The sequence below is a fragment of the Nocardia tengchongensis genome (assembly GCF_054781395.1).
This window is the reverse complement of sequence record NZ_BAAGUM010000016.1, coordinates 41,359-62,517: the sequence shown is the minus strand read 5'-3', so window position 1 is coordinate 62,517 and position 21,159 is coordinate 41,359. Positions and strand designations below refer to the sequence as shown.

16 protein-coding genes and 1 pseudogene are annotated in these 21,159 nt (G+C 65.0%); 12 read left to right on the top strand and 5 right to left on the bottom strand.

Annotated elements, in window-relative coordinates; genetic code table 11:
- The first annotated feature begins 521 nt into the window (after positions 1–521).
- Positions 522–929, top strand: a complete 408-nt coding sequence (locus ACYVKL_RS30720) for an alpha/beta hydrolase family protein (protein WP_379173298.1) — start codon at positions 522–524, stop codon at positions 927–929.
- An 81-nt stretch (positions 930–1,010) separates the two neighbouring features.
- On the opposite strand, the gene ACYVKL_RS30715 is transcribed toward ACYVKL_RS30720, so the two are convergent.
- The gene (locus tag ACYVKL_RS30715) at positions 1,011–3,053 is read right to left on the bottom strand and encodes a M3 family metallopeptidase (protein ID WP_379173296.1); all 2,043 of its coding nucleotides are present in this window, start codon (positions 3,051–3,053) and stop codon (positions 1,011–1,013) included.
- Between the two features lie 128 nt (positions 3,054–3,181).
- Here ACYVKL_RS30715 and ACYVKL_RS30710 point away from each other — a divergent pair, with 128 nt between their 5' ends.
- From ACYVKL_RS30710 to ACYVKL_RS30695, 4 genes are all read left to right on the top strand, one after another.
- Positions 3,182–3,703: a MarR family winged helix-turn-helix transcriptional regulator gene (locus tag ACYVKL_RS30710; RefSeq protein ID WP_379173294.1), complete on the top strand. Its 522-nt coding sequence runs from the start codon at positions 3,182–3,184 to the stop codon at positions 3,701–3,703.
- A gap of 175 nt (positions 3,704–3,878) precedes the next feature.
- Entirely contained in the window at positions 3,879–4,175 is a 297-nt protein-coding gene (locus tag ACYVKL_RS30705; RefSeq protein ID WP_379173291.1) for a hypothetical protein, read from the top strand.
- Positions 4,172–5,056 carry an SDR family oxidoreductase gene (locus tag ACYVKL_RS30700; RefSeq protein ID WP_379173289.1) on the top strand — a complete coding sequence of 295 codons (885 nt, stop codon included), beginning with the start codon at positions 4,172–4,174 and terminating at the stop codon, positions 5,054–5,056. Before ACYVKL_RS30705 ends, ACYVKL_RS30700 begins: the two co-directional genes overlap by 4 nt.
- Positions 5,053–5,712, top strand: a complete 660-nt coding sequence (locus ACYVKL_RS30695) for an NUDIX domain-containing protein (protein WP_379173287.1) — start codon at positions 5,053–5,055, stop codon at positions 5,710–5,712. The genes ACYVKL_RS30700 and ACYVKL_RS30695 overlap by 4 nt, the downstream gene beginning before the upstream one ends.
- A gap of 460 nt (positions 5,713–6,172) precedes the next feature.
- On the opposite strand, the gene ACYVKL_RS30690 is transcribed toward ACYVKL_RS30695, so the two are convergent.
- Positions 6,173–6,406, bottom strand: coding sequence for a hypothetical protein (locus ACYVKL_RS30690; RefSeq protein WP_379173284.1), 234 nt, complete (start codon positions 6,404–6,406; stop codon positions 6,173–6,175).
- 458 nt (positions 6,407–6,864) lie between these two features.
- Between ACYVKL_RS30690 and ACYVKL_RS30685 the strand changes: the two genes are divergently transcribed.
- From ACYVKL_RS30685 to ACYVKL_RS30660, 6 genes and pseudogenes are all read left to right on the top strand, one after another.
- The gene (locus tag ACYVKL_RS30685; protein ID WP_379173282.1) at positions 6,865–8,166 is read left to right on the top strand and encodes a trypsin-like peptidase domain-containing protein; all 1,302 of its coding nucleotides are present in this window, start codon (positions 6,865–6,867) and stop codon (positions 8,164–8,166) included.
- Between the two features lie 344 nt (positions 8,167–8,510).
- Positions 8,511–9,383, top strand: a complete 873-nt coding sequence (locus tag ACYVKL_RS30680; RefSeq protein ID WP_379173280.1) for an SDR family NAD(P)-dependent oxidoreductase — start codon at positions 8,511–8,513, stop codon at positions 9,381–9,383.
- Positions 9,384–9,738: 355 nt separating this feature from the next.
- Positions 9,739–11,229 carry a family 43 glycosylhydrolase gene (locus tag ACYVKL_RS30675; RefSeq protein ID WP_379173277.1) on the top strand — a complete coding sequence of 497 codons (1,491 nt, stop codon included), beginning with the start codon at positions 9,739–9,741 and terminating at the stop codon, positions 11,227–11,229.
- Positions 11,230–11,278: 49 nt separating this feature from the next.
- Positions 11,279–12,460, top strand: a complete 1,182-nt coding sequence (gene xylA, locus ACYVKL_RS30670) for a xylose isomerase (RefSeq protein WP_379173275.1) — start codon at positions 11,279–11,281, stop codon at positions 12,458–12,460.
- Positions 12,461–12,464: 4 nt separating this feature from the next.
- On the top strand, positions 12,465–13,907 hold the full coding sequence (locus tag ACYVKL_RS30665) for an FGGY family carbohydrate kinase (protein ID WP_379173273.1): 1,443 nt from the start codon (positions 12,465–12,467) through the stop codon (positions 13,905–13,907).
- Positions 13,908–14,930: 1,023 nt separating this feature from the next.
- Positions 14,931–15,092 (top strand): annotated as a pseudogene (locus ACYVKL_RS30660) (tyrosine-type recombinase/integrase); the annotation flags it as partial.
- A gap of 585 nt (positions 15,093–15,677) precedes the next feature.
- On the opposite strand, the gene ACYVKL_RS30655 reads toward ACYVKL_RS30660, so the two are convergent.
- Both ACYVKL_RS30655 and ACYVKL_RS30650 read right to left on the bottom strand, forming a co-directional pair.
- Complete coding sequence (locus ACYVKL_RS30655; RefSeq protein WP_379173271.1) at positions 15,678–17,273, bottom strand: alkaline phosphatase D family protein; 1,596 nt, start codon at positions 17,271–17,273, stop codon at positions 15,678–15,680.
- A 293-nt stretch (positions 17,274–17,566) separates the two neighbouring features.
- Entirely contained in the window at positions 17,567–18,202 is a 636-nt protein-coding gene (locus ACYVKL_RS30650; protein WP_379173269.1) for an HAD family acid phosphatase, read from the bottom strand.
- 816 nt (positions 18,203–19,018) lie between these two features.
- Here ACYVKL_RS30650 and ACYVKL_RS30645 point away from each other — a divergent pair.
- Positions 19,019–20,098, top strand: coding sequence for a CaiB/BaiF CoA transferase family protein (locus ACYVKL_RS30645; RefSeq protein WP_379173267.1), 1,080 nt, complete (start codon positions 19,019–19,021; stop codon positions 20,096–20,098).
- Positions 20,099–20,507: 409 nt separating this feature from the next.
- Here the strand turns inward: ACYVKL_RS30645 and ACYVKL_RS30640 are convergent, their stop codons facing one another.
- Entirely contained in the window at positions 20,508–21,083 is a 576-nt protein-coding gene (locus ACYVKL_RS30640; RefSeq protein ID WP_379173265.1) for a TetR/AcrR family transcriptional regulator, read from the bottom strand.
- Positions 21,084–21,159 lie beyond the last annotated feature (76 nt).

Sequence of the window (21,159 nt, the reverse complement as noted above, 5' to 3'; positions counted from 1 at the left end):
TCGCCCCGGACGGTGACGGGGGCCAGTCAGTCGCGCAGTTCGATCGAACTGCCATCCGGATCGACGACAATCGCCGATGAATCATCGTGCGCTCGAATATCCGAATTCAATTGCCGCACAGCCTCGATCGCACCAAATCCAACCCCAGCGCGGCATAGAATTCCCGGCCCGCTTCGATGTCCTCCACGTACAGGACCAGCAGGAACAGGCTCGGTTTCATCGCCCCAGCCTATCGATCGGACGCGGAGGCTCCTTTCCGAAAACGCGTACGCTGAAAGCGGACCCGCCGTGCTGGTCATCCGGCGGCATAGGTAGAAAGTACGATCATGCGCAGGGCAACGACGCTCTTCGCCGCCTTCCTGTTGGCCATCCTCTGCTCGACGCACCCAACAGCCCGAGCCGACGCCTGTTCGGGCACCTGGTCGATCGGAATAGGCGGATCGGGCGATAACACGCCGTCGATATTCTCGCCCGCTGTCGATCAGCCCGTCGGATACAACCCCCTCGATCCGATATCGGCATTGGACGAAATCGACCGGCTCTTCCGGCTGCACCGCAGCGAATGCCCGTTCGACCACATCCGGCTGATCGGGCACAGCGAAGGCGCGGCCATCCTGCACGCCTGGATCACCGCCAACCAGAACGTCGCCAACACCAACGCCATACTCCTATCGGACCCCAAACGCGCCCCCGGCCCCGGCAGCGGCGGGGTGTCCTCCATTCCGGGCAATCGGCTGGTCGGCTACCCACTGGCCGGTGTCGACGATTGGTTCGGCACCGTCCCGGTCCTCACCGTCTGCAACCACGACGACCCGATCTGCGACATCTCCGCCGGTTGGTGGGGCTACGTAACCGCAGGAGCCCACGAGCGCTACGACTTCAATGTCTGGGACTACGGCAATTGGGATTCCGGTGTTTGGTACCGGTAGCCGGTGATGAGTTCGCAGTTGAGGCCGCAGCTGCACTGGATCGTGTTGTGGCAGAACTATTTGCGAACCCACCTGATGAGATCAGGCGGTCAGGCCGCGCCGGGTCAGCAGGGGTTCTATGATCGGCGCGCGGCCTCGGAAAGATTCGAAGGCCGTGAGGGGGTCGACCGAGCCGCCTCGGGAGAGCAACTCGCGGCGGAAGGACTCGCCCTTGTCGCGAATGGACGCGGAATCGTCCTCGAACCAGGTGACGGTGTCCGCGTCCAGCACCTCACTCCAGATGTAGGAGTAGTAGCCGGCCGCATAACCACCCGCGAAGATGTGCGAGAAGTAGGCGGTTCGGTAGCGCGGCGGGATCGCGGCCAGGGCGACGCCCGCTTTGCTCAGGGCTTCCGCCTCGAAGGCTTCGGCATCGACGCCTGCCGCGGCACCGGCGGGCAGGCGATGCCAGGCCCAGTCCAGTAGTGCGGCGGCCAGGTACTCGACCGTCCTGAAGCCTTCGCCGAACTGTCCGGCCTCGAGCATACGGTCGACCAACTCGGCGGGCATCGGCTCACCGGTGTCGACATGCTTGGCGTAGTTGGCCAGGACCTCCGGGCGGGCCATCCACATCTCGTTCACCTGGGACGGGAACTCGACGAAGTCGCGAGGGACCGCCGTGCCGGAGAAGAACGGGTACCGCACATTCGAGAACAGCCCGTGCAGCGCGTGGCCGAACTCGTGGAACAGGGTGCGCACGTTGTCCCAGGTGAGCAGGGCCGGTTCACCTTCCGGCGGCTTCACGATATTGAGGTTGTTGACCACCACCGGGCGCGTGCCGAGCAGCGTCGACTGGCCGACCAGGCTGTTCATCCACGCGCCGCCGCGCTTGGACGGGCGGGCGAAGAAGTCGCCGAGGAACAATCCCAGGCCGGAGCCATCGGCGTCGAACACCTCGAAGACCCGGACCTCTGGGTGATAGCCGCGCAGATCCGTGCGTTCCTGGAAGGTGACGCCGTAAACCTCACCGGCCGCGAAGAAGACGCCGTCCCACAGCACACGCTCGAGCTCGAAATAGGGGCGCAGCGCCTCGGTATCGACCGAGAACTGTTCCGCGCGAACCCTTTCCGACCAGAACTGCCAATCCCACGAACGCAGTTCGCCTTGGTCGCCGGCGGCACGCATGGCTGCGGCGAGTTCGCCCGCCTCCCGCTCGGCATTGGCCACCGCCGGCGGAACCAGCTGTGCCAGCATCTCTTCCACCGCGTCCACGGTCTTCGCGGTCTGATCCTCGACCACGTATGCCGCATGATCCGAGTACCCCAGTAGCGCCGCCCGCTCGGCCCGCAAGGCCGCCATCCGAACCGCCAGTTCGGCATTGGCCCCGCCATCGGCGAACCCGCGACCCAGCGACACCGCCATCATGCGCTCCCGCACCGCGCGATCGGTCAACTCGGCCAGCACCGGCTGGTTGGAGACGTTCTGCAAACTCAAGGCCCACGCCCCGGCATGCCCGAGCGCCGCCGCGTTCTCGGCCGCCGCCACCACCGCGGCGTCCGCAAGCCCCGCCACCTGCTCTTCCCCGTCCAGAATCAGCGCCGCAGCATTGGTGTTCGCCAAATTGTTCTTCTTGAACAACGTTGCCGCCGAGGCAAGTTCGGCATTCAGTTCCCGCAACCGAGCCTGCTCCCCCGTATCCAGCCGCGCCCCCGCCCGCACGAACCGCAGCCGGTACCGCTCCAGCAGCCGCACCTGCTCCGCGTCCAGCCCGAGTTCCCCCCGCCGCTCATACAACCCCTCGACCCGCCGAAAGAGCTCCCCGTCCAGCAGAATCGAATCCTCATGCGCCGCCAGCCGAGGCGACATCTCCGCCTCGATCGCCTCGGTCCGTTCCGTCGAATCCGACGAAGCCACATTGAAGAACACTCGCGAAACCCGCCCCAACAGCTGCCCCGACAGCTCCAGCGCCTCAACGGTATTCGCGAACGTAACCTCCCCCTCCCCCGCCGTAATCCCCGCAACCTCCGCCAGCTGCTCCGCCATCCCCCGCTCGAACGCGGGCAGATAGTCCTCGTCCGCGATCTCCGCGAACACCGGAAGCTCATACGGCAGCACGCTGCGCTCAAAGAACGGATTCCTCGACATACCCGCCACCCTACGTACTACCCACCCCCGCCGCGCCCGCTCCACCAGCCACCACCTCATACGTAAGACCAGGAGATCTTCATCGCAGTCTCGTTGACCGCGAGATAGTTAGGTGCCATATTAAATACATGGAGACCGGCCGGCAGCTAACCGAATCCCCCAGCCTCACACAGGCAAGCAAGCAGATCCGGCGCTACGGACTGGAAGCGGATGTCGACCCCCAGGCGGTGCTCGTCGCCGTGCGCCTGCTGGCGGCCGGCGCGCGACTGGGCCAGGCGGCCGAGGCTCATTTCGCTCGATTCGGACTATCCACCGGGCGGTATCGGCTCCTGGCCGCACTCGAGGACAGCGACGGCGAGCTCTCTCCGTCGCATCTGGCGGCCGTACTCGGCGTCACGAGGGCAACAGTGACCGGCTTGATAGACGGCCTGGAGAAGCAGGGCCTGGTTTGCCGACGGGCCTCGGCCGAGGATGGGCGCGCGACGGTCGCGGTCCTGACCGCCCGCGGCGCACAGCAGCTACGCGATGTGGCGCCCGAACATTTCGGGCGCCTACAGGCCATGGTCGGCGGACTCACCCCCGAGGAGCGCACCGTATTCCTCGAACTACTCGAACGCGTCAGCGAGGGCATCAACGCACTCACCGACTGAACCGACGATGACCGCTGCCAGCGCCTTACGGCGAACATATAGTTAGGAACCTAAGTAGATGGCTATTGCATCCCCGCCCACCCGATTCATCCTGTGGCGAGAGGTCCTGTTCGCTTATCTGGCACCGGCTGTCTGCGCCGGCGTCGGTGGGCTCGCGACCGGCCGGCCGGATCTGATGCTCGCCGCGGTTACATCGATCGCGGGAACCTCAGCGGCAGTCGCATTGATCATCGGAATATGGCTGCAACACAGGGGATTCCGCCACGACAGACTGCGATCTTCGTCGCCCGCACTGCTCGCGGCGGCGTTCGGCGCCGGTACCGCGGTGGTCGCCGTATCACTCACCCAACTACTCGCCGCCGTACCCGCGTTGCCCGACCGCATTCGCGTCGATGTCCCGATCGCAGCCTCGATTGCCGCCGTGATCATCACGTTGCGCTGGTGCTCGACCCAACGGAAGGAAGAACGATGATCGTCGTCATGGGAGCCACCGGCGCGACCGGATGTGCCTTGGTGAATCGGCTGGCCGCCGCCGACGTGCCGGTCCGGGCGCTGACCCGAGATCCGGATCGGCTGCGCGCCGGCGTGAGTGCGCAGGCCGCGGTCGAAGTCCGGTACGCCGACGCGACGGACCCGGAAACGCTGCGCGCAGCCTTCGACGGTGCCAGTCAACTGTTCCTGACCATGGTCAACCGAACGGACCAGGTCGAACTCGAAACTCGCGCGATCAGAATCGCCGCCGACCGCGGTATCGGACACGTTGTCAAACTGTCCGCGCCGACAGCGGGCCCGGACTCGCCGGTGCGAATCGCACGATGGCACTACGCGATCGAGGAAGTGCTGCGGGGAACCGGCATGACGCACACCATTCTGCGCCCCTACGCGTTCATGCAGAAACTGCTCCAGCTCGCTCCCCAGGTCGCGGCGCGCGGCCTGATAGTCGGAACCATGGGCGAGGCTGCCTGCAACTACATCGACTGCCGCGATATCGCCGACGTCGCGGCCGCCGCCCTGCTGCGATCCGAGATCGCGGGCGGCACCTACACTCTCACCGGATCGCAGACCTACAGCTACCCTCGGCTCGCCGCCATGATGAGCAGAATGCTCGACGTTCCGATCCGCTACGTCGATCTGCCGCCCGCCGACTTCCGCGAACAACTCATCCGGCAATCCGGCATGCCCGACTGGCTGGCCGACCACATCACCGAGATTCAGCGGATGGCCATCAACCAACCGGAGCACCCGACCGACACCGTCTCCACCATCCTCGGCAGGCCCCCGCGCACACTGGAGTCCTTCCTGTCCGAGAACCTGAACGCGTTCGGGCACACCACGACCGAGGCCCTCCGATGACGGCCGGCGTCGACACCCCGGATCCTCGCGGGCGCACCGGCTTGGACCGGCACGGCCGCGACCTGACCGGAAACCCGCGGGTCCGGATCCACGATGTCGAAGTGCTGTCCTGCAACTGGTACATCCTGCGCAACACCACCTTCGACTACCAGCACAGCGACGGCCAGTGGACCCGGGAACAACGCGAAACCTACGACCGGGGCAATGGCGCCACCATCCTGCTCTACGACACCACCCACGGAACCGTCCTGCTCACATGCCAATTCCGCCTGCCCGCCTACGTCAACGGGCATCCGGACGGCATGCTGCTCGAGACCGCGGCCGGACTCCTCGACGGCGACACACCCGAAGCGGCGATCCGCCGCGAAGTCCAGGAAGAAACCGGCCACCACATCGGCACCGTCCAACCGGTCTTCCAGGTCTATATGAGCCCCGGCTCCGTCACCGAGCGCCTCCACTTCTTCGCCGCCCCCTACGACCGAGCCGTCCCACCCGCGGCCGGCCACGGAGTCGCCGCGGAAGGCGAAGACATCAGCACCGTGGAAATCCCTTTCACCCGAGCCCTCGCCATGATCCGCACCGGCGAAATCGCCGACGCCAAAACAATCATGCTCCTGCAATGGGCCGCCCTCGATGGACCGTTCCGCCATCACTAGCCGCGCCGCAGTCGCCCAAAACAACCAATCCATCACCCGGCGGCGTCTCACTCTGGCCTGCGTTGTCGTATGTCACGACGAAGAGTCCAGAGTCAGGGGGTCAACCCGGAGTTCCGAGAGCACTCAGGATCGCGAGTGCGTCCTCCCGCGTGGATGAGTACACATCCGAGGCGAGTTCGCGAAGCTGTGTCACCAGTCGACTCCGCTCCGCCGCATTGCCCCACCGAGGATCGCTCGTGATCGCATCCCGAATGTCCTCCGCAGTCAGCAGATCCGCCGAGCACTCGACCAATACCGCTAGGACCAGGCACAATTCGTAGGGCACGTCATAATGCAAGTCCAAGAAGCCTTCAGCCGTGGCATGTATGGCCGCGAGGTCCTGCCCGCCATCCCGCAGCCGACGCAGCAGACCCGACACCCCGCGGATGCTCCCATTCATAGTTGCCACTCTGACACAGCATCATTCGTGAATAGGGATCCGTTCTGACGCATCGCCGACGTCGAGGCCACCGGTCAGCCGCGGCACCGCGATTGCGTCGAGCACTGCGGGCATCATCGGCGAATCACCGGCTTGGCCCGCGATCAGCAGCACCGCGAGACCACGACCGTTGCCGTCGGTGGCCAGATGCGCTTTCGTGGTCAGCCCGCCCCGGGACCGGCCGATCGCCTGATCGGCCGGCTCATAGCTCACCATCCGGGCCGACTCTCGCGTCACCGTCGATGGAACTGGCGATGCGGTCGTTCTTCCGGCGTGCCCAGAAGCTGCCCGGTCATGTCCGCGACTACTTCCAAGGTCCACACACCATCTACGCCTCAACCGTTTAGTTCTGGATCGATATGACCTCCTGGAGTTCATCAAAAATCACTCAAAATGAATCCAAAATGTGGCTATTCAGCAGCAATCCGTGGAAATGGCTGGTTCTTCTTCATAATCTTGTAGCCTCCCAAGACCGTTCAGAGACCCCGATACACATATTCCATCAGACGCCGATCGCCATAATGGGTATACGACGACCAACGTCCTTACGGAACAGGACCAGCGAGTCTGCAGAAAATAACCACCATGACGTCGGGTAAACGTGGCGGTGACCATGCAAGGCCCCACCCTCGGCCGACCGCAGTGACCACCTCACAATTGGAGGGATCCGGATCATGTTCGTCGATAAATCGCTCAAACCACTGGGCGTGATTCTACTGTCCGGCACGTTGGTGATCGGCTGTGCAGCGAGTGCGGCGGGTGCGCCCAGCGGACCCGATCTGGAGAGATCGATCGTCCTGCTCGAAACGAGCTGGGACGGATATATATTCGTGCCGCCCAAATACGATCAGGATGGCGCGGGATTCACGAAGGAAGTGACAGCGGATTCGACTTGCACCGGCTGGTTCGTCGGCAAGTCCGGCCAGATGATGACGGCTGGTCACTGTGTCGATCCGGCGGAGGGCAAGAGAGCCCTGTTGCAGCATTTTCTCTCATCCAAGGGCAGATCCGACCTGCTGGAAACCGCCATCATGAATTGGAAGGTGGAGGGGACCACGCAAGGGGCGCCGGTGGACCGCACGGTGAAGGCGATTCAGCCGTCAGCGGTGAACGACGCCGTGCTCACGACCGCCACCACCGTTCAGATCGTCGACTTCCGGTCGTTCGAGCAAGGGGATCTGGCCTTGCTGAAGGCGTCGGGCTTGTCGAAGGACACACCGGCACTGTCGATCGCCGACGTGACTCCGCAGGTGGGCGGCCAGCTGACCTCGATCGGGTTCCCCGGTAGCGTGTTGAACTTCGCAGATCCCAGCCGGATCCCCCACGCGTCGTTCAAGTCCGGCACGGTGTCGAGCCAGCAGGTTTCGCCTCAGGGAGTATCGGTCCTCGAGGTGAGTACCGACATGTCCGGCGGCATGTCGGGCGGCCCGACCGTCAACAGTGATGGTCAGGTCGTGGGAATCAACAGCTTCGGCGTCCTGAATCCCAGTACCGGCGCGGAGATGGCCGGCACGAACTTCATCACCGAAACCAAGGATCTGCGGACCTTCCTGGATTCACACGACGTACCGCTCGCTCAATCCGCGTCGAAGAGCAGCTTCCCGGTCCTTCCCGTGATCGCTGGAGTGGTAGTGGCCGCTTTCGTCATTGCCGGCGCGACTGCGGCGCTGTTGTTCCGGCGCCGGAGGACCGCTGTGGCGGCTCCTGCACCGGCCGGCGAAGCTGCCGCCGCGGGTGGGGTTTCTGCTGCCGGTCTCCGAGACGACCCGGTTGGCGGACCGGAGACAACTCACGCACAGCCGATGTCGCATCCGGCGCCGGTCACCGTCGGGTCGGCCGAACCGATTCCCGCTCAGGACCACGAGCCGTCGAGGACTGACGACCCGGATACCGAGACGCACTACTGCTCCAATTGCGGATTCGAACACCACCCAGGGGAGAAGTTCTGCCCTCGCTGCGGACACGCCGCCGGCTGAACCTCCGACGACCATAGCTACTCATCCGGTCCGGTCGCTGTGGAGTTCGGCAGCCAGGACCGCGGCCGGGGTGCGGCGTTCGACACCGAGTTTGTCCAACCACCGACATCAACGCATTTCACGCAGCGGGCGGCGTGCCATATCTCATTAGGAACTACTCGACGCGGGCCTGCTGCACGACGATGTTGCGACTGTGGTCGGCCGAGGGCTCGGCGACCACTATCGACACGTCTCGACCCGGACTTGCACCATCCCCTCGACATGATCGGCACTCGCCGCTACGCTCACTGACTTAGCAGTCAGTCTGTTGGCTTCCACGACAATGAGCAACGCACAGGAGTTTCATGTCCGAATCAGAGCCTTTCGCAGGTCGTACTGCGGTAGTCACCGGTGCCGCAAGCGGAATCGGGGCGGCGCTCGCGTCCGGACTGGCCTCCTGCGGCATGGCGGTCGTCCTCGCTGACATCGACGAGGCCGGCGCACAGTGGTCCGCTGCCGAGCTCCGCTCGCAGGGGGCGCGCGCCATCGGTGTTGGGGTGGACGTGTCCGATCCGGTGTCGGTCGCGGCGCTGGCGGAGGCCGCCTACGCGGAGTTCGGGTCCGTGGAGCTGTTGTGCAACAACGCGGGAGTACTCCTGTTCGGCGCGGTCGCGGACTCCACAATCGGTGATTGGCGATGGCTGTCGTCGGTGAATGTGGAGGGCACATTGAACTGTCTGCATGCCTTCCTTCCAGCTATGCGCCGCGCAAAGGGGTGGCGACACATCATGAACACGTCGTCCACGCACGCCTTCCTGCCCGATACGGGCCACACGGCCGTGTACAGCGCGACAAAGCACGCCATTCTCGGCCTTTCCCTGGGACTCCGCACCGAGTTGGCCGTCGATGGCATCGGCGTCACGACCCTTTGCCCAGGGCAGGCGGCTACCCGGATCATGGACTCCCAGCGCAGCCGGCCGGACTCCTTCGGCAAGCGTGCCGCCGAGCCCTTCGGAACCGGGGTCATCCCGATGGCGATCGAGCCGGAGGAGGTCGCTCGGGCCGCCATCGCGGGCATCGCGCGCCAGGACGAGATCGTCTTCGCACTACCCGGCCACAGCCAGGACCAGTTCCGCTCCCAGGTCGAGCAGCTGTGGCGGATTGCCGACGATGCGCTGGCCACGCACGCCGACCGGCTCCCCCGGACAGGGGAGTCGGCGGACGCGATCGAACGCTGACGCCCACGGGACGATCAACGGCGGAGCGCCGAACGCGGTGGTGGTTCCGGTCGTGGCTGAATACGGGAAGTGGAAGGTCCAGAAGGAGTGGACCTGTACCACGCTGTCGCTGGTCAACCAGACTTCCCCGGCCCGCAGCTGATCGGACCTGCACGGGCAGCCGCCGAGGAGCGGGCGCGTTCTTCCAGCGTCTGGTCCGAAGCGGCCCTTCGCAGTCCCTCCCCCGCTGACAGGCAGTGGAGCACGAGCGGCCGGCGAAATCGCGCGCTCCGCATCGGATTTGCCGCCACGGCGCCTGGGCTCGCAGGACTCAGTGGCAACGCAGAAATTGGATCATCGATCGTTGGGATGGGTCATGAGCGACCAGGTGTTCAACCCGTATCTCCCTAGCTGGGAATACATTCCGGACGCTGAGCCCCGGGTGTTCGGGGACCGGCTCTTTGTGTACGGTTCGCACGACAGATTTGGTGGAACCGAGTACTGCCAGAATGATTACGTGGGATGGTCCACACCACTGGCGAATCTATCGCAATGGACATGCCACGGTGTGGTTTACAGCAAGACGCAGGATCCCGCCAATAAGCGGGGACGGCGTGAGCTGTGGGCACCCGATGTCGTACAGGGTGGCGATGGCCGCTACTATCTATTCTATTGCCTGAGCAATCATCCTCGTGTGTCGATCGCGGTGAGTGATTGTCCCGCAGGGCCTTTCGAGTTCTTCACCCACCTGCGATCGGCCGCCGGTGGTCTCCTCGGTGCGTCGAGCGGCGACGTCTTCCCGTTCGATCCCGCGGTCCTGGTCGACGACGATGGCAGGGTCTTCCTCTACATCGGTTTCGCACCTGTGGCGAGGAGACTACGACGTCCTGCCATGCTGCACGGCCTGCTTCAGGATGGCGCATATGTGTTCGAGCTCGAGCCCGACATGCGCACTGTGAAGACAGGCCCTCGGCTCATCATCCCGAGAGCGGGACATAGTGCGGGTTCAGGGTTCGAGGGCCACGAATTCTACGAAGCGGCATCGATCCGAAAGATCGACGACCGCTACTACTTCGTCTACTCGTCGATAAGCGGTGACGAACTCTGTTACGCCACCAGCGATTCCCCGGACGGCGGCTTCAGTTTCGAGGGCACGCTGGTCAGCAATGGCGACATCGGTTTCGAGGGCCGAACTCGCCGCGATGCGGTGAACTACACCGCGAACAACCACGGTGGCCTCGCACAGATCGATGGGCGCTGGTATGTCTTCTACCATCGGCACACCAATCGGTGCCAGGTAAGCAGGCAGGGCTGCGCCGAGCCGATCGAACTCGGACCCGACGGACGCTTCACGCAGGTGGAAATGTCCAGCGGAGGTCTACACGGTGGGCCACTCCCGGGTGCCGGAACCTATCGGTCACACATCGCCTGTGTCCTGCGGGGTCGTGACGGCGCGAAGCCGATGCCATTTCGCAGGAGTCGGTTCAGTCGCTTGTGGCGCGAGCCGTTCCTCACCCAGACGGGCTGCGATCGCGAAGGCGACGGCGATCAATTCATCGCCGATATGAGAGACGGCGCGGTTGCCGGCTTCAAGTACTTCGACATATCCGAGCCGACCACGCTGACACTGGAAACTCGCGGATCGGGCCGAGGCAGGGTCGAGGTCAGCGACTCGCTCGCCGGTCCTCCCATCGCGACAGTCCCGGTTGGCCCCGATGTGAGCTGTGCAGAGGCCCGCATCGATGCGCTTAATCCCAGGATGGCTCTGTACTTCCGGTATCGAGGAACGGATACGATCGATTTCCATTCCTTCACCCTCGCACCTGTGGGTCGGACCGCGATCGCTGATTCACCGAGCGAAATGTAATCGTCGACCAGACCAGTTTCTGCGGCAAATCAAATGAAGGGATAACGCGATGCCCCGCCACCCCTCCCCGGAGGACAACTTCTCGTTCGGCCTGTGGACCGTAGGCTGGAACGGTGCCGACCCGTTCGGAGCCGCGACCCGTCCGACCCTCGCTCCGTGGGACTACGTCGACGGGCTGGCCCAGCTCGGCGCCTCGGCAATCAGCTTCCACGACAACGACATCTACCCGTTCGGCGCCGATGAGGACGTTCAGCGGCGGCGGGTCGGCCGACTGAAGGACGCGGCCGATCGTGCGGGCTTGCGAATCGAAATGGTCACCACCAACACCTTCACCCACCCGGTGTTCAAAGACGGTGGGCTGTGCGCCAATGACCGGGCGGTCCGTCGCTTCGCCTTGCGGAAGATCCTGAATGCGGTCGATCTGGCCGGACAAGTCGATGCCGGCACCTTCGTCATGTGGGGCGGACGTGAAGGCAGTGAATACGACGGGTCCAAGGACGTCTACGCCGCGCTCGAACGGTACAAGGAAGGCATCGACACAGTCGCCGCGTACATCAAGGCGCAGGAGTACGACCTGCGTATCGCGCTGGAGCCCAAACCCAACGAACCACGCGGAGACATTCTGCTGCCAACCGTCGGACATGCCCTCGCGCTGATCGCGGAGCTCGACCATGCCGAGATCGTGGGCGTCAATCCGGAGACCGGTCATGAGCAGATGGCGGGGCTCAACTACACCCACGCGATCGCGCAGGCGTTGTGGTCCGGCAAGTTGTTCCATATCGACCTCAATGGCCAGCGCGGCGCGAAATACGATCAGGACCTGGTCTTCGGCCACGGCGACCTGATGTCGGCATTCTTCACGGTCGACCTGCTCGAGAATGGTTTCCCGGGCTACCCGGACGGCCCTCGATACACCGGGGCCCGGCACTTCGACTACAAACCTTCGCGAACGGAACACATGCCCGGCGTCTGGGAATCCGCGCGCGCGAACATGTCGACATACTTGATGCTGGCCGAGAAGGCCCGGGCATTCCGGGCCGATGCGCGCGTGCAGGAGGCCATGACCGGTGCCGGCGTCTTCGATCTCGCCCAGCCGACGCTGGGCGACGGCGAATCCATCATGGCGTTCGCGGCAGGGAATGATCCCTCTTTCAACCCCGATACGGCCGCCCTGCGCGACTATGGCTTCGTGCGCCTGCAGCAGCTCGCCGTCGAGCATTTGATCGGATGACGCGATGACATTGGTAGCCGGGGTCGATTCCTCGACCCAATCCTGCAAGATCGCCATCTGCGACGCCGACAGCGGCAGACTTCTCCGCTCCGGTTCCGCCCCGCACCCGCCCGGAACCGAGATCGATCCCGAATACTGGTGGCAGGCACTGCAATCGGCAATCCGGGACGCCGGCGGCCTCGACGACGTAACCGCGATTTCGGTCGGCGGGCAACAGCACGGACTGATCTGCCTGGACGCCCGCGGCGCGGTCATCCGTCCGGCGCTGCTCTGGAACGACACCCGCTCCGCCGGAGCCGCACGCGACCTGGTTGACGAAATGGGTGGCGGCGATCACGCCACAGGTATTCGACGCTGGACCGACGCGGTCGGTTCCGCCCCGGTGGCGTCGCTGACGATCACGAAACTGCGTTGGCTCGCAGACCACGAGCCCGCGGCGGCCGCCCGCATTGCCGCGATCGCGTTGCCGCACGATTGGCTCAGCTGGCGGTTGCGCGGTGCCCGGTCGCTGGACGACCTCGTCACCGATCGGAGCGAAGCGTCCGGAACCGGCTACTTCGATCCGGTGGCGGGCGCCTACCGGCGCGACCTGCTGGCAATGGCATTGCGGTGCAGCGAAGCTCACGCACGCGAGATCGTGTTGCCGACGGTTTCCGACCCCGCGGCGCCCACGGGCACCTGCGACCCCGCGCTGGGCCGACCGGAGATGGTGGTCGGGCCCGGGTGTGGCGATAACGCCGGCGCGGCGCTCGGCCTGGGGCTGCGGACCGGCGAGGTGATGCTCTCGCTGGGCACCTCGGGCGTGATCGCCGCTCCCGCGGCCGCGCCGGTCCGCGACCCATCCGGCGCGGTGGCGGGCTTCGCCGACGCGACGGGTGGATTTCTTCCGTTGGTCTGCACCCTCAACGCCACCAGGATCCTCGATACGACAGCCGCGGTCCTCGGAGTCGATCTCGACGAGTTGTCGGCGCTCGCTCTCGCGGCTCCATCCGGCGCTGCGGGGTTGATTCAGGTGCCCTACCTGCAAGGCGAACGGACACCGAATCTTCCCCACGCGACCGGCTGCCTGTACGGCATGACCGTCGAGTCGATGACCCGGGAGAATATCGCCCGGGCGGCGGTGGAGTCACTGTTGTGCCTGACCGCCGCTGCCGCCGAGCATGTGCGGCGCGGTTCCGTGCCGATCGATCGAATCACTCTGGTCGGTGGCGGTGCCCGTTCGGCAGCGGTTTGCGCGATAGCACCGGCGGTGTTCGGAGTTCCCGTCGATGTTCCGGCGATCGGCGAATACGTGGCCGCCGGGGCTGCCCGCCAAGCCGCCTGGGTGCTGTCGTCGGCTCCGCAGCCGCCCGTGTGGGCACGGGCCGAAGTCCGTACGTTTGTTGCGGATCCGTCCCCGGAGTTGCTCGCCCGCTATCAGGAAGCAGCCGCGCGATCACGTCTTTGAGCGTGATGCCGGCGCGTCATCGTCGGTCGGATCGGCGCGCCGGCGCCGGACCCCGCGCCAGCGGTCAAATCCCAGGCATCGCTGCCGATTTCGGGCTCGTTCAGCCCACCAGCAGTGGGTCGGGGGTCAGTTTCGCGGGTGGGGGTGTAGCCATAATGATGCGAGTAGGGGCGCATCCGAAGCGGTTTCGAATCATGCAAATTCACCCAAAGGCTGGTGTCGGCCCAGGCTTGAGCCGCCCCGCCGGCACCACGTTGGCCCCGCTGGCCACACCGGTCGATCCGACCGCGGTCCAGCGGGTCCAACTCAAATATTGTGCAAGATAACGGCTTTCGACGAGCCCGGAAGGCGGCTCCGTACGGAGTGCCTTCCGGGCTCGACTACGGGCTCAGGCGAAGGTTATTGGCCGCCGCCGCTGGATGATCCACTGGAACTGCCGGAGCCCATCTGCGGCATGCGCAGCACCGCATCAGGCACGCCGGTACCGTTCTGGTGCATGATCCCGCAAGGAAAACCCCTGCGCGGGAATCGTGTTGCCGAAGGCTGGACCATCGCCTGAGCGCCATCTCGAGGACGATGAAATCCTCGCGCTCCGAGCACCTCTCGACGACTCGGACAGGCTGATCGTCGACGTCCCCCTGGGCACCGGCATGCAACTGGGCGAGGTTCAGGGACTGCATAAGGAGCACATCGATCTCAGGCGCCGAGCGCTCAGTGTCGAGTGGGCGTGGGACAAGGCCGGCCGACGGCTGAAGCCTCCCAAGGACTTCGAGCGGCGTGTGATCCCCATCGGCGAATCGCTGACGACCGAACTTGCCGCTGCAATCAAGCGAGACGGCCTCGGCGACGCCTCCCCCCGTCCCGTTCGTCGACGACGGCCGAAAGGTGCGCAGCGGCCTGCTGCTGGCACATGTCGACGGCCGCCCTTTCGACCAAGACAACTTCAAGAAGCGCTTCGACGCAGCCACCCGGGTTGCGTGAGTCGGGGGTGGAGACGAAAAGCGTCGGCTCGGGAAGGTTCGCCCCCACGATCTTCGGCACACCTACGCCGACCGCCTCGGTCGCGCAGGAATCCCACTTCAACAAGTCCGGAAGCTACTGGGTCATGCATCAATCCGGACCACACAGCGATACGCAAGTTCGGGCGACAGCCAATGGGCACTCGTCCGGCTAGTACTCGGCTAACGGCCACTGCCCCACGTTTGCCCCATGACGTGGGGCAAGCTCAAAACTTGCCCCATGAAAAACAGGTCATGACCTGTTTGTTCAGACGTGGGCGCAGACGGGGTCGAACCGCCGACCGCTGGTGTGTAAAAACAGTCTGACCAAGCAGACCGGCCCAAGGCGATGACCTGCCGATAGTCGGCAGGTCATCGCCGCAGATCAGCGGGTTTCCGGAAAGGACCCGGCGGACACGGTCGGACTCGAAAACCCACGTGTGGACACGTGGCCTATCGTCGGCGAGAGCCGGAGCGCCGGGGCGGGCTGAAGTCCAACAACAACGGCGTGGTCGCCGAGTGTGACTGTCACCGCAAGATCAGGCTCTCTCGCAGCGTCTACGAGGCCGGACTCATCGCGTGTGGGGTATGTGGTTCGCCCTTCCTGGCGGACAACGTGACCGTGCGCGCGGACCCCGCTCGCCTCCAGCAAATACCGCCATGGTCCACAGGCGATCGATCAGGAACTGCACCCGACCAGCCGGCCTGAGGGCACGATGGGCCAACTACCACCGTTGCTGCCTGACGACAAACCGTCTCGCTCCCTGGAAGCCTAAATCGGGGTAGCTATGTTCCCGAGGTTCAGTGTGGTGGCGTCGACAGTCATCGAGTTCATCCAGGTGGCACCCGAATTGGCGACAGTCTTGTCGACGCGATACCAGTCCATTTGTACCCGGCTCGGCGTGATGTCGAGGAGTCCGCATCCGTTGGACACGATCTCACCCCACTTGATCGCCGGGTTGAGCTTGAGGATCCCACTGAGGAAGGCCTGCGATTGAGGAATAAAGGCCCCGAGCGCATTTGACGTGACCGCAGGGACTACGAGTTGAGTTGCGATGGGGAGACTGTCACCCGAGGATGTGATCGTGCCGGCCCAGGACGAATGGATGTCGCCACTCAGGAAGACTGTGTTGCGGCGATCCCGATCCTGCAGGTAGCTGAACAACTCGTGCTGATCGGCACCGTATCCGTCCCATTGGTCGGTGTTGACTCCGGGCGTGGGCTTTCCGTTCGGGACCTTCCAAGGCATAGCCATAACGGAGCTTCCGATGAAGTTCCACGTCGCTGTCTTCTCGGCCAAATTGGCTTTGAGCCAATCCATCTGGGCCCGGCCGGTGATGGTGCGCGAGGGGTCATTGATGAGATCCAGTTGGTCTGCGGTGACCTGCTTGGAACGGAAACTGCGTAGGTCGAGCATGTTCAGCTCGGCCAGCTGGCCGAAGATCAGCCGACGTCGGGTCGTACCGGCGAAACTCGTGCGGATCGGGATCCACTCGAAGTACGCCTGCTTCGCGGCGGCTACTCGGGTTTCCCAAGGTCCGTCGGTGGCGGGATCGTGATCCTCGGAACCGCCTGACCAATCATTTCCCGCAATCTCATGATCGTCCCAGGTAGCGATCAGTGGCGCGGAAGCATGCAGAGCCTGCAGGTCGGGATCGGAGTGGTACTGGCCGTAGCGAGTTCGGTAATCCGCGAGCGTGTGGCATTCGTTGGCGGGGGCATGCGGCCGGACCACAAGCTTCGCGTCTGAGGTGTTGACCTTGGACGCGAACTCGTAGATGTAATCGCCGAGGTGAAGGATTGCGTCGAGATCGTCGCGCTTGGCCAGGTGCCGATATGCACCGAAGTAGCCGAACTCGTAGTTTGCGCACGAGACCACACCGAACCTGAGCCCAGGCAGTGCCGCGGACGTGTGTGGTGCAGTCTTGGTCCTCCCGACCAGGGACGAAGTTGAGCCCAGGCGGAAGCGGTAGAAGTATCGCTTGCCAGGTTCGAGTCCGCGCACATCGACCTGAACCGTGTGGTCCCGTTCGGGCCCAGTGTGGGCTACCCCCTTTTGGATCGGGGACCGGAATTCGGCGCTGGTGTCGATTTCCCATTGCACGGCCGCAGGGCGACCGAGTCCCGATCCCGGCTGTGCATCGTCGCTTGGGGTGACGCGGGTCCACAGCACGATGCCGTCGGGCAGCGGGTCGCCGGACGCGACCCCGTGCTGAAAGACCGCCCGAGGGTCGCCTTTACCGTCCGGTGAAGCAGAGTCGTCCGCTCGGGCTTGCGACGGCACCGACACAGCGGCGATTGTGGCAGCACCTGATGCGATCGTCGCTACGCGGAGGAACTCTCGACGATCAAAATTGGGTGTTGTCATGGGCAACTACTCGATTCCTTCGGAAGGCATGCCCGTTGGTGGGGCGGAAATGGGTGCGGCGTCAACCGGTGGGGCGGACGATTGCTGCATCAGATAGGCACATCTGGGAACGCAGCCGTCGGTCCACAAGACCAGACCCCGTGACCAGCGGTCGAAAAGGGGACAGGCGGGTCGATCTGGCCCGGGGCGGCGAGCTCGGACCTGCGCTTACCGTTCGGCGATTTGGGAAGCGCGCTGGGCCGGCGTAAGGGCCGTCGTTTCTTCTGAGGCTCGATCGAGGTCCGGGTGTCGGATCAGTTCAGCGCGCCGTTGTAGTCGGGCAGCTTGAAGGTCTGCAGGGCGTGGCCGCCGGACAGGTCCGAGGCGCTGTTGCCGATATTGGCGACGATGGTGTAGCCCTGGGCCTCGATCGAGGCGCGGGTGGCGGTCTTGTAGTCGGCGAGCGCGCCCGCGCCCGCGGAGCCGGTGGTGAGGCCACCACCGTAGAGGCCGTCGACCGGGTAGCCGACCGAGGTCAGGTTGATCTGGCTGTAGATGTTCATCACCGAGGGGCGGGCGGTCACGAAGATGATCGACGCGCCTTGGCTTTTCGCCCATTTGGCCAGCGCCAGCATCGGCGGGATGGCCGGGGTGATGGGGGCGGCGTGGTAGCTGGTCTCCAGCGAGGTGTTGTCGATGTCGAGGACGATGGCGGGCTTGGTGGCGCCCGGCAGCGCGGTGGTCAGGTAGGCCTGGGCGGCGTTGGCGACGGTGGTGACGTCACTGATCCACTGGCTGTACGGCGGAAGGTCGGCCTTGCTGCCGCCGGAGCCCGACAGGGATCCCGTGCCCGATCCGGAGGCGGATCCGCTGTCGGCGAGGGCGAGCGGGAGCGGAGCGGCGAGGCCGACGGTGAGTCCGGCGGCCAGGACGGCGATGGAGCGCTTCATGGGGCCGGACGCTAGCGGCTACGAGTACAGATCACGTGACCGTTTCGCTCACCGGGACAGCTAGGTGGTCGCACCGACCAGGTTCTCCCGCGGATCAGCGGTGTGATGCCGTCACCGTGCGTGCTTATGCTGTTGAGGGCGTCGGCGATCTCCACCGTCGGGCTTCTGGTGGATGATCCCGAAGGTTCTTCTCCCACAGCTGCGAACAGCCCATTGGGCTGGCCTCGAGTCCCACCACCCCGACGCGGCCCGGGGCTTGCGCCAGAGGCACCAGCCCCGTTGTCGTCAATGTTGACGGGCGACCGGTATTACAGCGGCCGTGCCGCGATGTCGTCGGGCACCCCTCGGTGCGGCGGCCGAGATCCCCTGGGCGGTGGCAAAGTTCGTCGTCGGTGTCGTTCCTCAGCTTCGGAAGGGGTTGCCGAGAGATCTTCGGTTCTGACTCTGTCTCGCTGAGCGGGACGGCACAAGTTCGCCGGACAGTCGCTGTCAACGGCATCGACGACGCCCGCTACGCCGATTCCATCACTAACCTCGACGAACTGATGCACGTCAACGCATCCCGTCGGCAGTGCTGGTGTCGGCGGTGCTGAACTATCTGGGCACCGAGTCGGCGGCCCAGGATTTCGACCATCCGCTGTCGGCTTGGGATCCGCGCTGGCAGCGTCATTGGATCGTGCTGGTCCGCTGCATTTTCGACGGTTTCAATGTCGGTGTGCTGCAGGAGAAATTCCAGAGAGGGCAGGTGACGCACCCATGTAGAACGTGTTCTACTTTCTTCGTATTCGTAGGAATCTCAGGGGATTGCGGGTAAATGTGACCAAGGGACCATTGGCGGGTGTGCGTGCCGTCGAGTTGGCGAGCATCGGGCCCGGACCGCACGCGGGCATGATGCTGGCCGATCTGGGCGCGGACGTGGTGCGGGTGCAGCGGCCCGGCGACGGGACCGCGGTCGGGCCCATGCGGGCACAACTGCGCGGGCGGACCATCGTGCAGGCGAACTTCAAGGACCCCGATGACATTGCCGCGGTCCGGGACCTGATCGACCGGGCCGACGTGGTGATCGAGGGCTACCGGCCAGGCGTGATGGAACGGCTCGGGCTCGGACCCGAGCAGGCCCTGGAACGCAATCCGCGGCTGATCTACGGCCGCATGACCGGATGGGGTCAGGACGGGCCACGCGCCGATCGGGCCGGGCACGACATCAACTACATCGGGCTCACCGGCGCGCTCAACGGCATCGGGCGCAAGGGCGAACGGCCACTTCCACCCATCAATCTGCTCGGTGACTACGGCGGCGGGTCGGTCTTCCTGGTGCTTGGCATCATTACCGCGCTCTACGAGCGGGAACGCTCGGGGCAGGGGCAGGTCGTGGACGCGGCCATGGTGGACGGCGTGCTGACACTGGCGCACTCGATCTGGGCCCTGCACCAGGGCGGCCGTTGGTCCGACGAGCGCGGCACCAACATGCTCGATACCGGAATGGCCTGGTACGACACGTATCAGACGGCCGATGGCAAGTTCGTGGCGGTCGGTGCGTACGAGCCGCAGTTCTACGCCGAACTGCTGCGCGTGCTCGATCTGGACTCCGAATCACTTCCGCACCAAATGGATCCGGCCGGACAGGATGTGCTGCGCAAGGTCTTCACCGAGAAGTTCGCCGCCAGGACCCAGGCGGAATGGACCGAGCTCTTCGACGGCGTCGACGCTTGCGTCACCCCCATCCGGACCTGGACCGAGGCCGCGCAGGACGAACACCTGCGAGCCCGCGGCTCGCTCATCGAGGTCGACGGCATGCTGCAACCTGCACCCGCGCCCCGGTTCTCGCGCACCCGGCCGCCGACACCGGCCCCGGCGCCGGCGCAACTCACGCCCATCGGTGAGATCTGGGTGTAGGGGGTGGAGGATCCCGGTCCGCATGCTGAACCCTGCTGCGCGACCAAAGCCGCGGATCACCAACCATTCCCGGCGTCCCGATACACCTCGAGAAGGCCGCACCTAGCGCACCCTACTAGCCGCATACGGCGCTGACTGAACTGGCCAGGCCACGGCGCCGCGGAGAAACAGTTGCTCCACCGGATGCCTTCTGCCGCAAGCCTGTCCAGTGTCGGCGTACGCGCGATGCCGCCATGGGATCCCAGATGCTGCGCACCGCAATCCTCACTGACCAGGCACAGGGTGTTTGGGCGTGGCCCGTCCTCGGCGCGGGCGAAACCGGGAGACAACGCCGCGGTCGCAGCGGCAGCCGCCGCGCCCCGGAAGGCCCGTCGTCCCAGCACAGACGAGAACTGCCGATTGCGGTCCGTCATGCGCGCTCGCCGCGCAGCATCCGGATGGCCTCGCTGTCGATGAACGGCTGCAACTCGGCCTCGGATACGTCGCCCAAGCCGGTGGACGCGCGCAGGAACGATCCGAACAATCGCCAACCGAGTTCGAGCGCAGCGACATTCGCGGCCGCCAGCGCGGCCGACCGCTCATCGGGATGATGGTGTCGCGCCTGGTCGAGCAGTAGCGACATGACGGGAAATTGCTCCTGCAGCGAGCCGACGTCGAAGCCGTCGAGGATGCAGCGCACCAACACGATCCAGTGGCGCTGCCAGCGCGGGTCCGCCGCGGTCAGCGGCTGGTCGGCATCGAGCGACATCAGTTCGGATCCCAGGTGGTTGAGCACCGCGGCCACCAGTTTGTCCTTGGCACCGAAGTGCCGGAAGACCAGCCCGTGGTTGACCCCCGCGCGCTCGGCGATGTCGCGGATGCTCGTAGCCGCCGGGCCGCGCTCGGCGAACAGGTCGGCAGCGCTGGTCAACACCGCCGCTATCACCTCGTCACGTCCGACCGGGCCCGCCTCGGTCAACGACTTGCTTGCCGCTTTCGTAGTCACGTGACTACACTAGCGCACACCCCAGCGTAGTCGACTGACTACAGCACGGGTTCACGCAGCTCATCCAGGAGGAATC

Excerpts from the sequence above, each read along its gene's own strand:
- ACYVKL_RS30705 (WP_379173291.1), top strand. The coding sequence starts at position 3,879 with ATGCTCGCCGCGGTTACATCGATCGCGGGAACCTCAGCGGCAGTCGCA.
- ACYVKL_RS30665 (WP_379173273.1), top strand. The coding sequence starts at position 12,465 with ATGACATTGGTAGCCGGGGTCGATTCCTCGACCCAATCCTGCAAGATC.
- ACYVKL_RS30675 (WP_379173277.1), top strand. The coding sequence starts at position 9,739 with ATGAGCGACCAGGTGTTCAACCCGTATCTCCCTAGCTGGGAATACATT.
- ACYVKL_RS30685 (WP_379173282.1), top strand. The coding sequence starts at position 6,865 with ATGTTCGTCGATAAATCGCTCAAACCACTGGGCGTGATTCTACTGTCC.
- ACYVKL_RS30695 (WP_379173287.1), top strand. The coding sequence starts at position 5,053 with ATGACGGCCGGCGTCGACACCCCGGATCCTCGCGGGCGCACCGGCTTG.
- ACYVKL_RS30690 (WP_379173284.1), bottom strand. The coding sequence starts at position 6,406 with ATGGTGAGCTATGAGCCGGCCGATCAGGCGATCGGCCGGTCCCGGGGC.
- ACYVKL_RS30680 (WP_379173280.1), top strand. The coding sequence starts at position 8,511 with ATGTCCGAATCAGAGCCTTTCGCAGGTCGTACTGCGGTAGTCACCGGT.
- ACYVKL_RS30650 (WP_379173269.1), bottom strand. The coding sequence starts at position 18,202 with ATGAAGCGCTCCATCGCCGTCCTGGCCGCCGGACTCACCGTCGGCCTC.
- xylA (WP_379173275.1), top strand. The coding sequence starts at position 11,279 with ATGCCCCGCCACCCCTCCCCGGAGGACAACTTCTCGTTCGGCCTGTGG.
- ACYVKL_RS30700 (WP_379173289.1), top strand. The coding sequence starts at position 4,172 with ATGATCGTCGTCATGGGAGCCACCGGCGCGACCGGATGTGCCTTGGTG.
- ACYVKL_RS30715 (WP_379173296.1), bottom strand. The coding sequence starts at position 3,053 with ATGTCGAGGAATCCGTTCTTTGAGCGCAGCGTGCTGCCGTATGAGCTT.
- ACYVKL_RS30655 (WP_379173271.1), bottom strand. The coding sequence starts at position 17,273 with ATGACAACACCCAATTTTGATCGTCGAGAGTTCCTCCGCGTAGCGACG.
- ACYVKL_RS30710 (WP_379173294.1), top strand. The coding sequence starts at position 3,182 with ATGGAGACCGGCCGGCAGCTAACCGAATCCCCCAGCCTCACACAGGCA.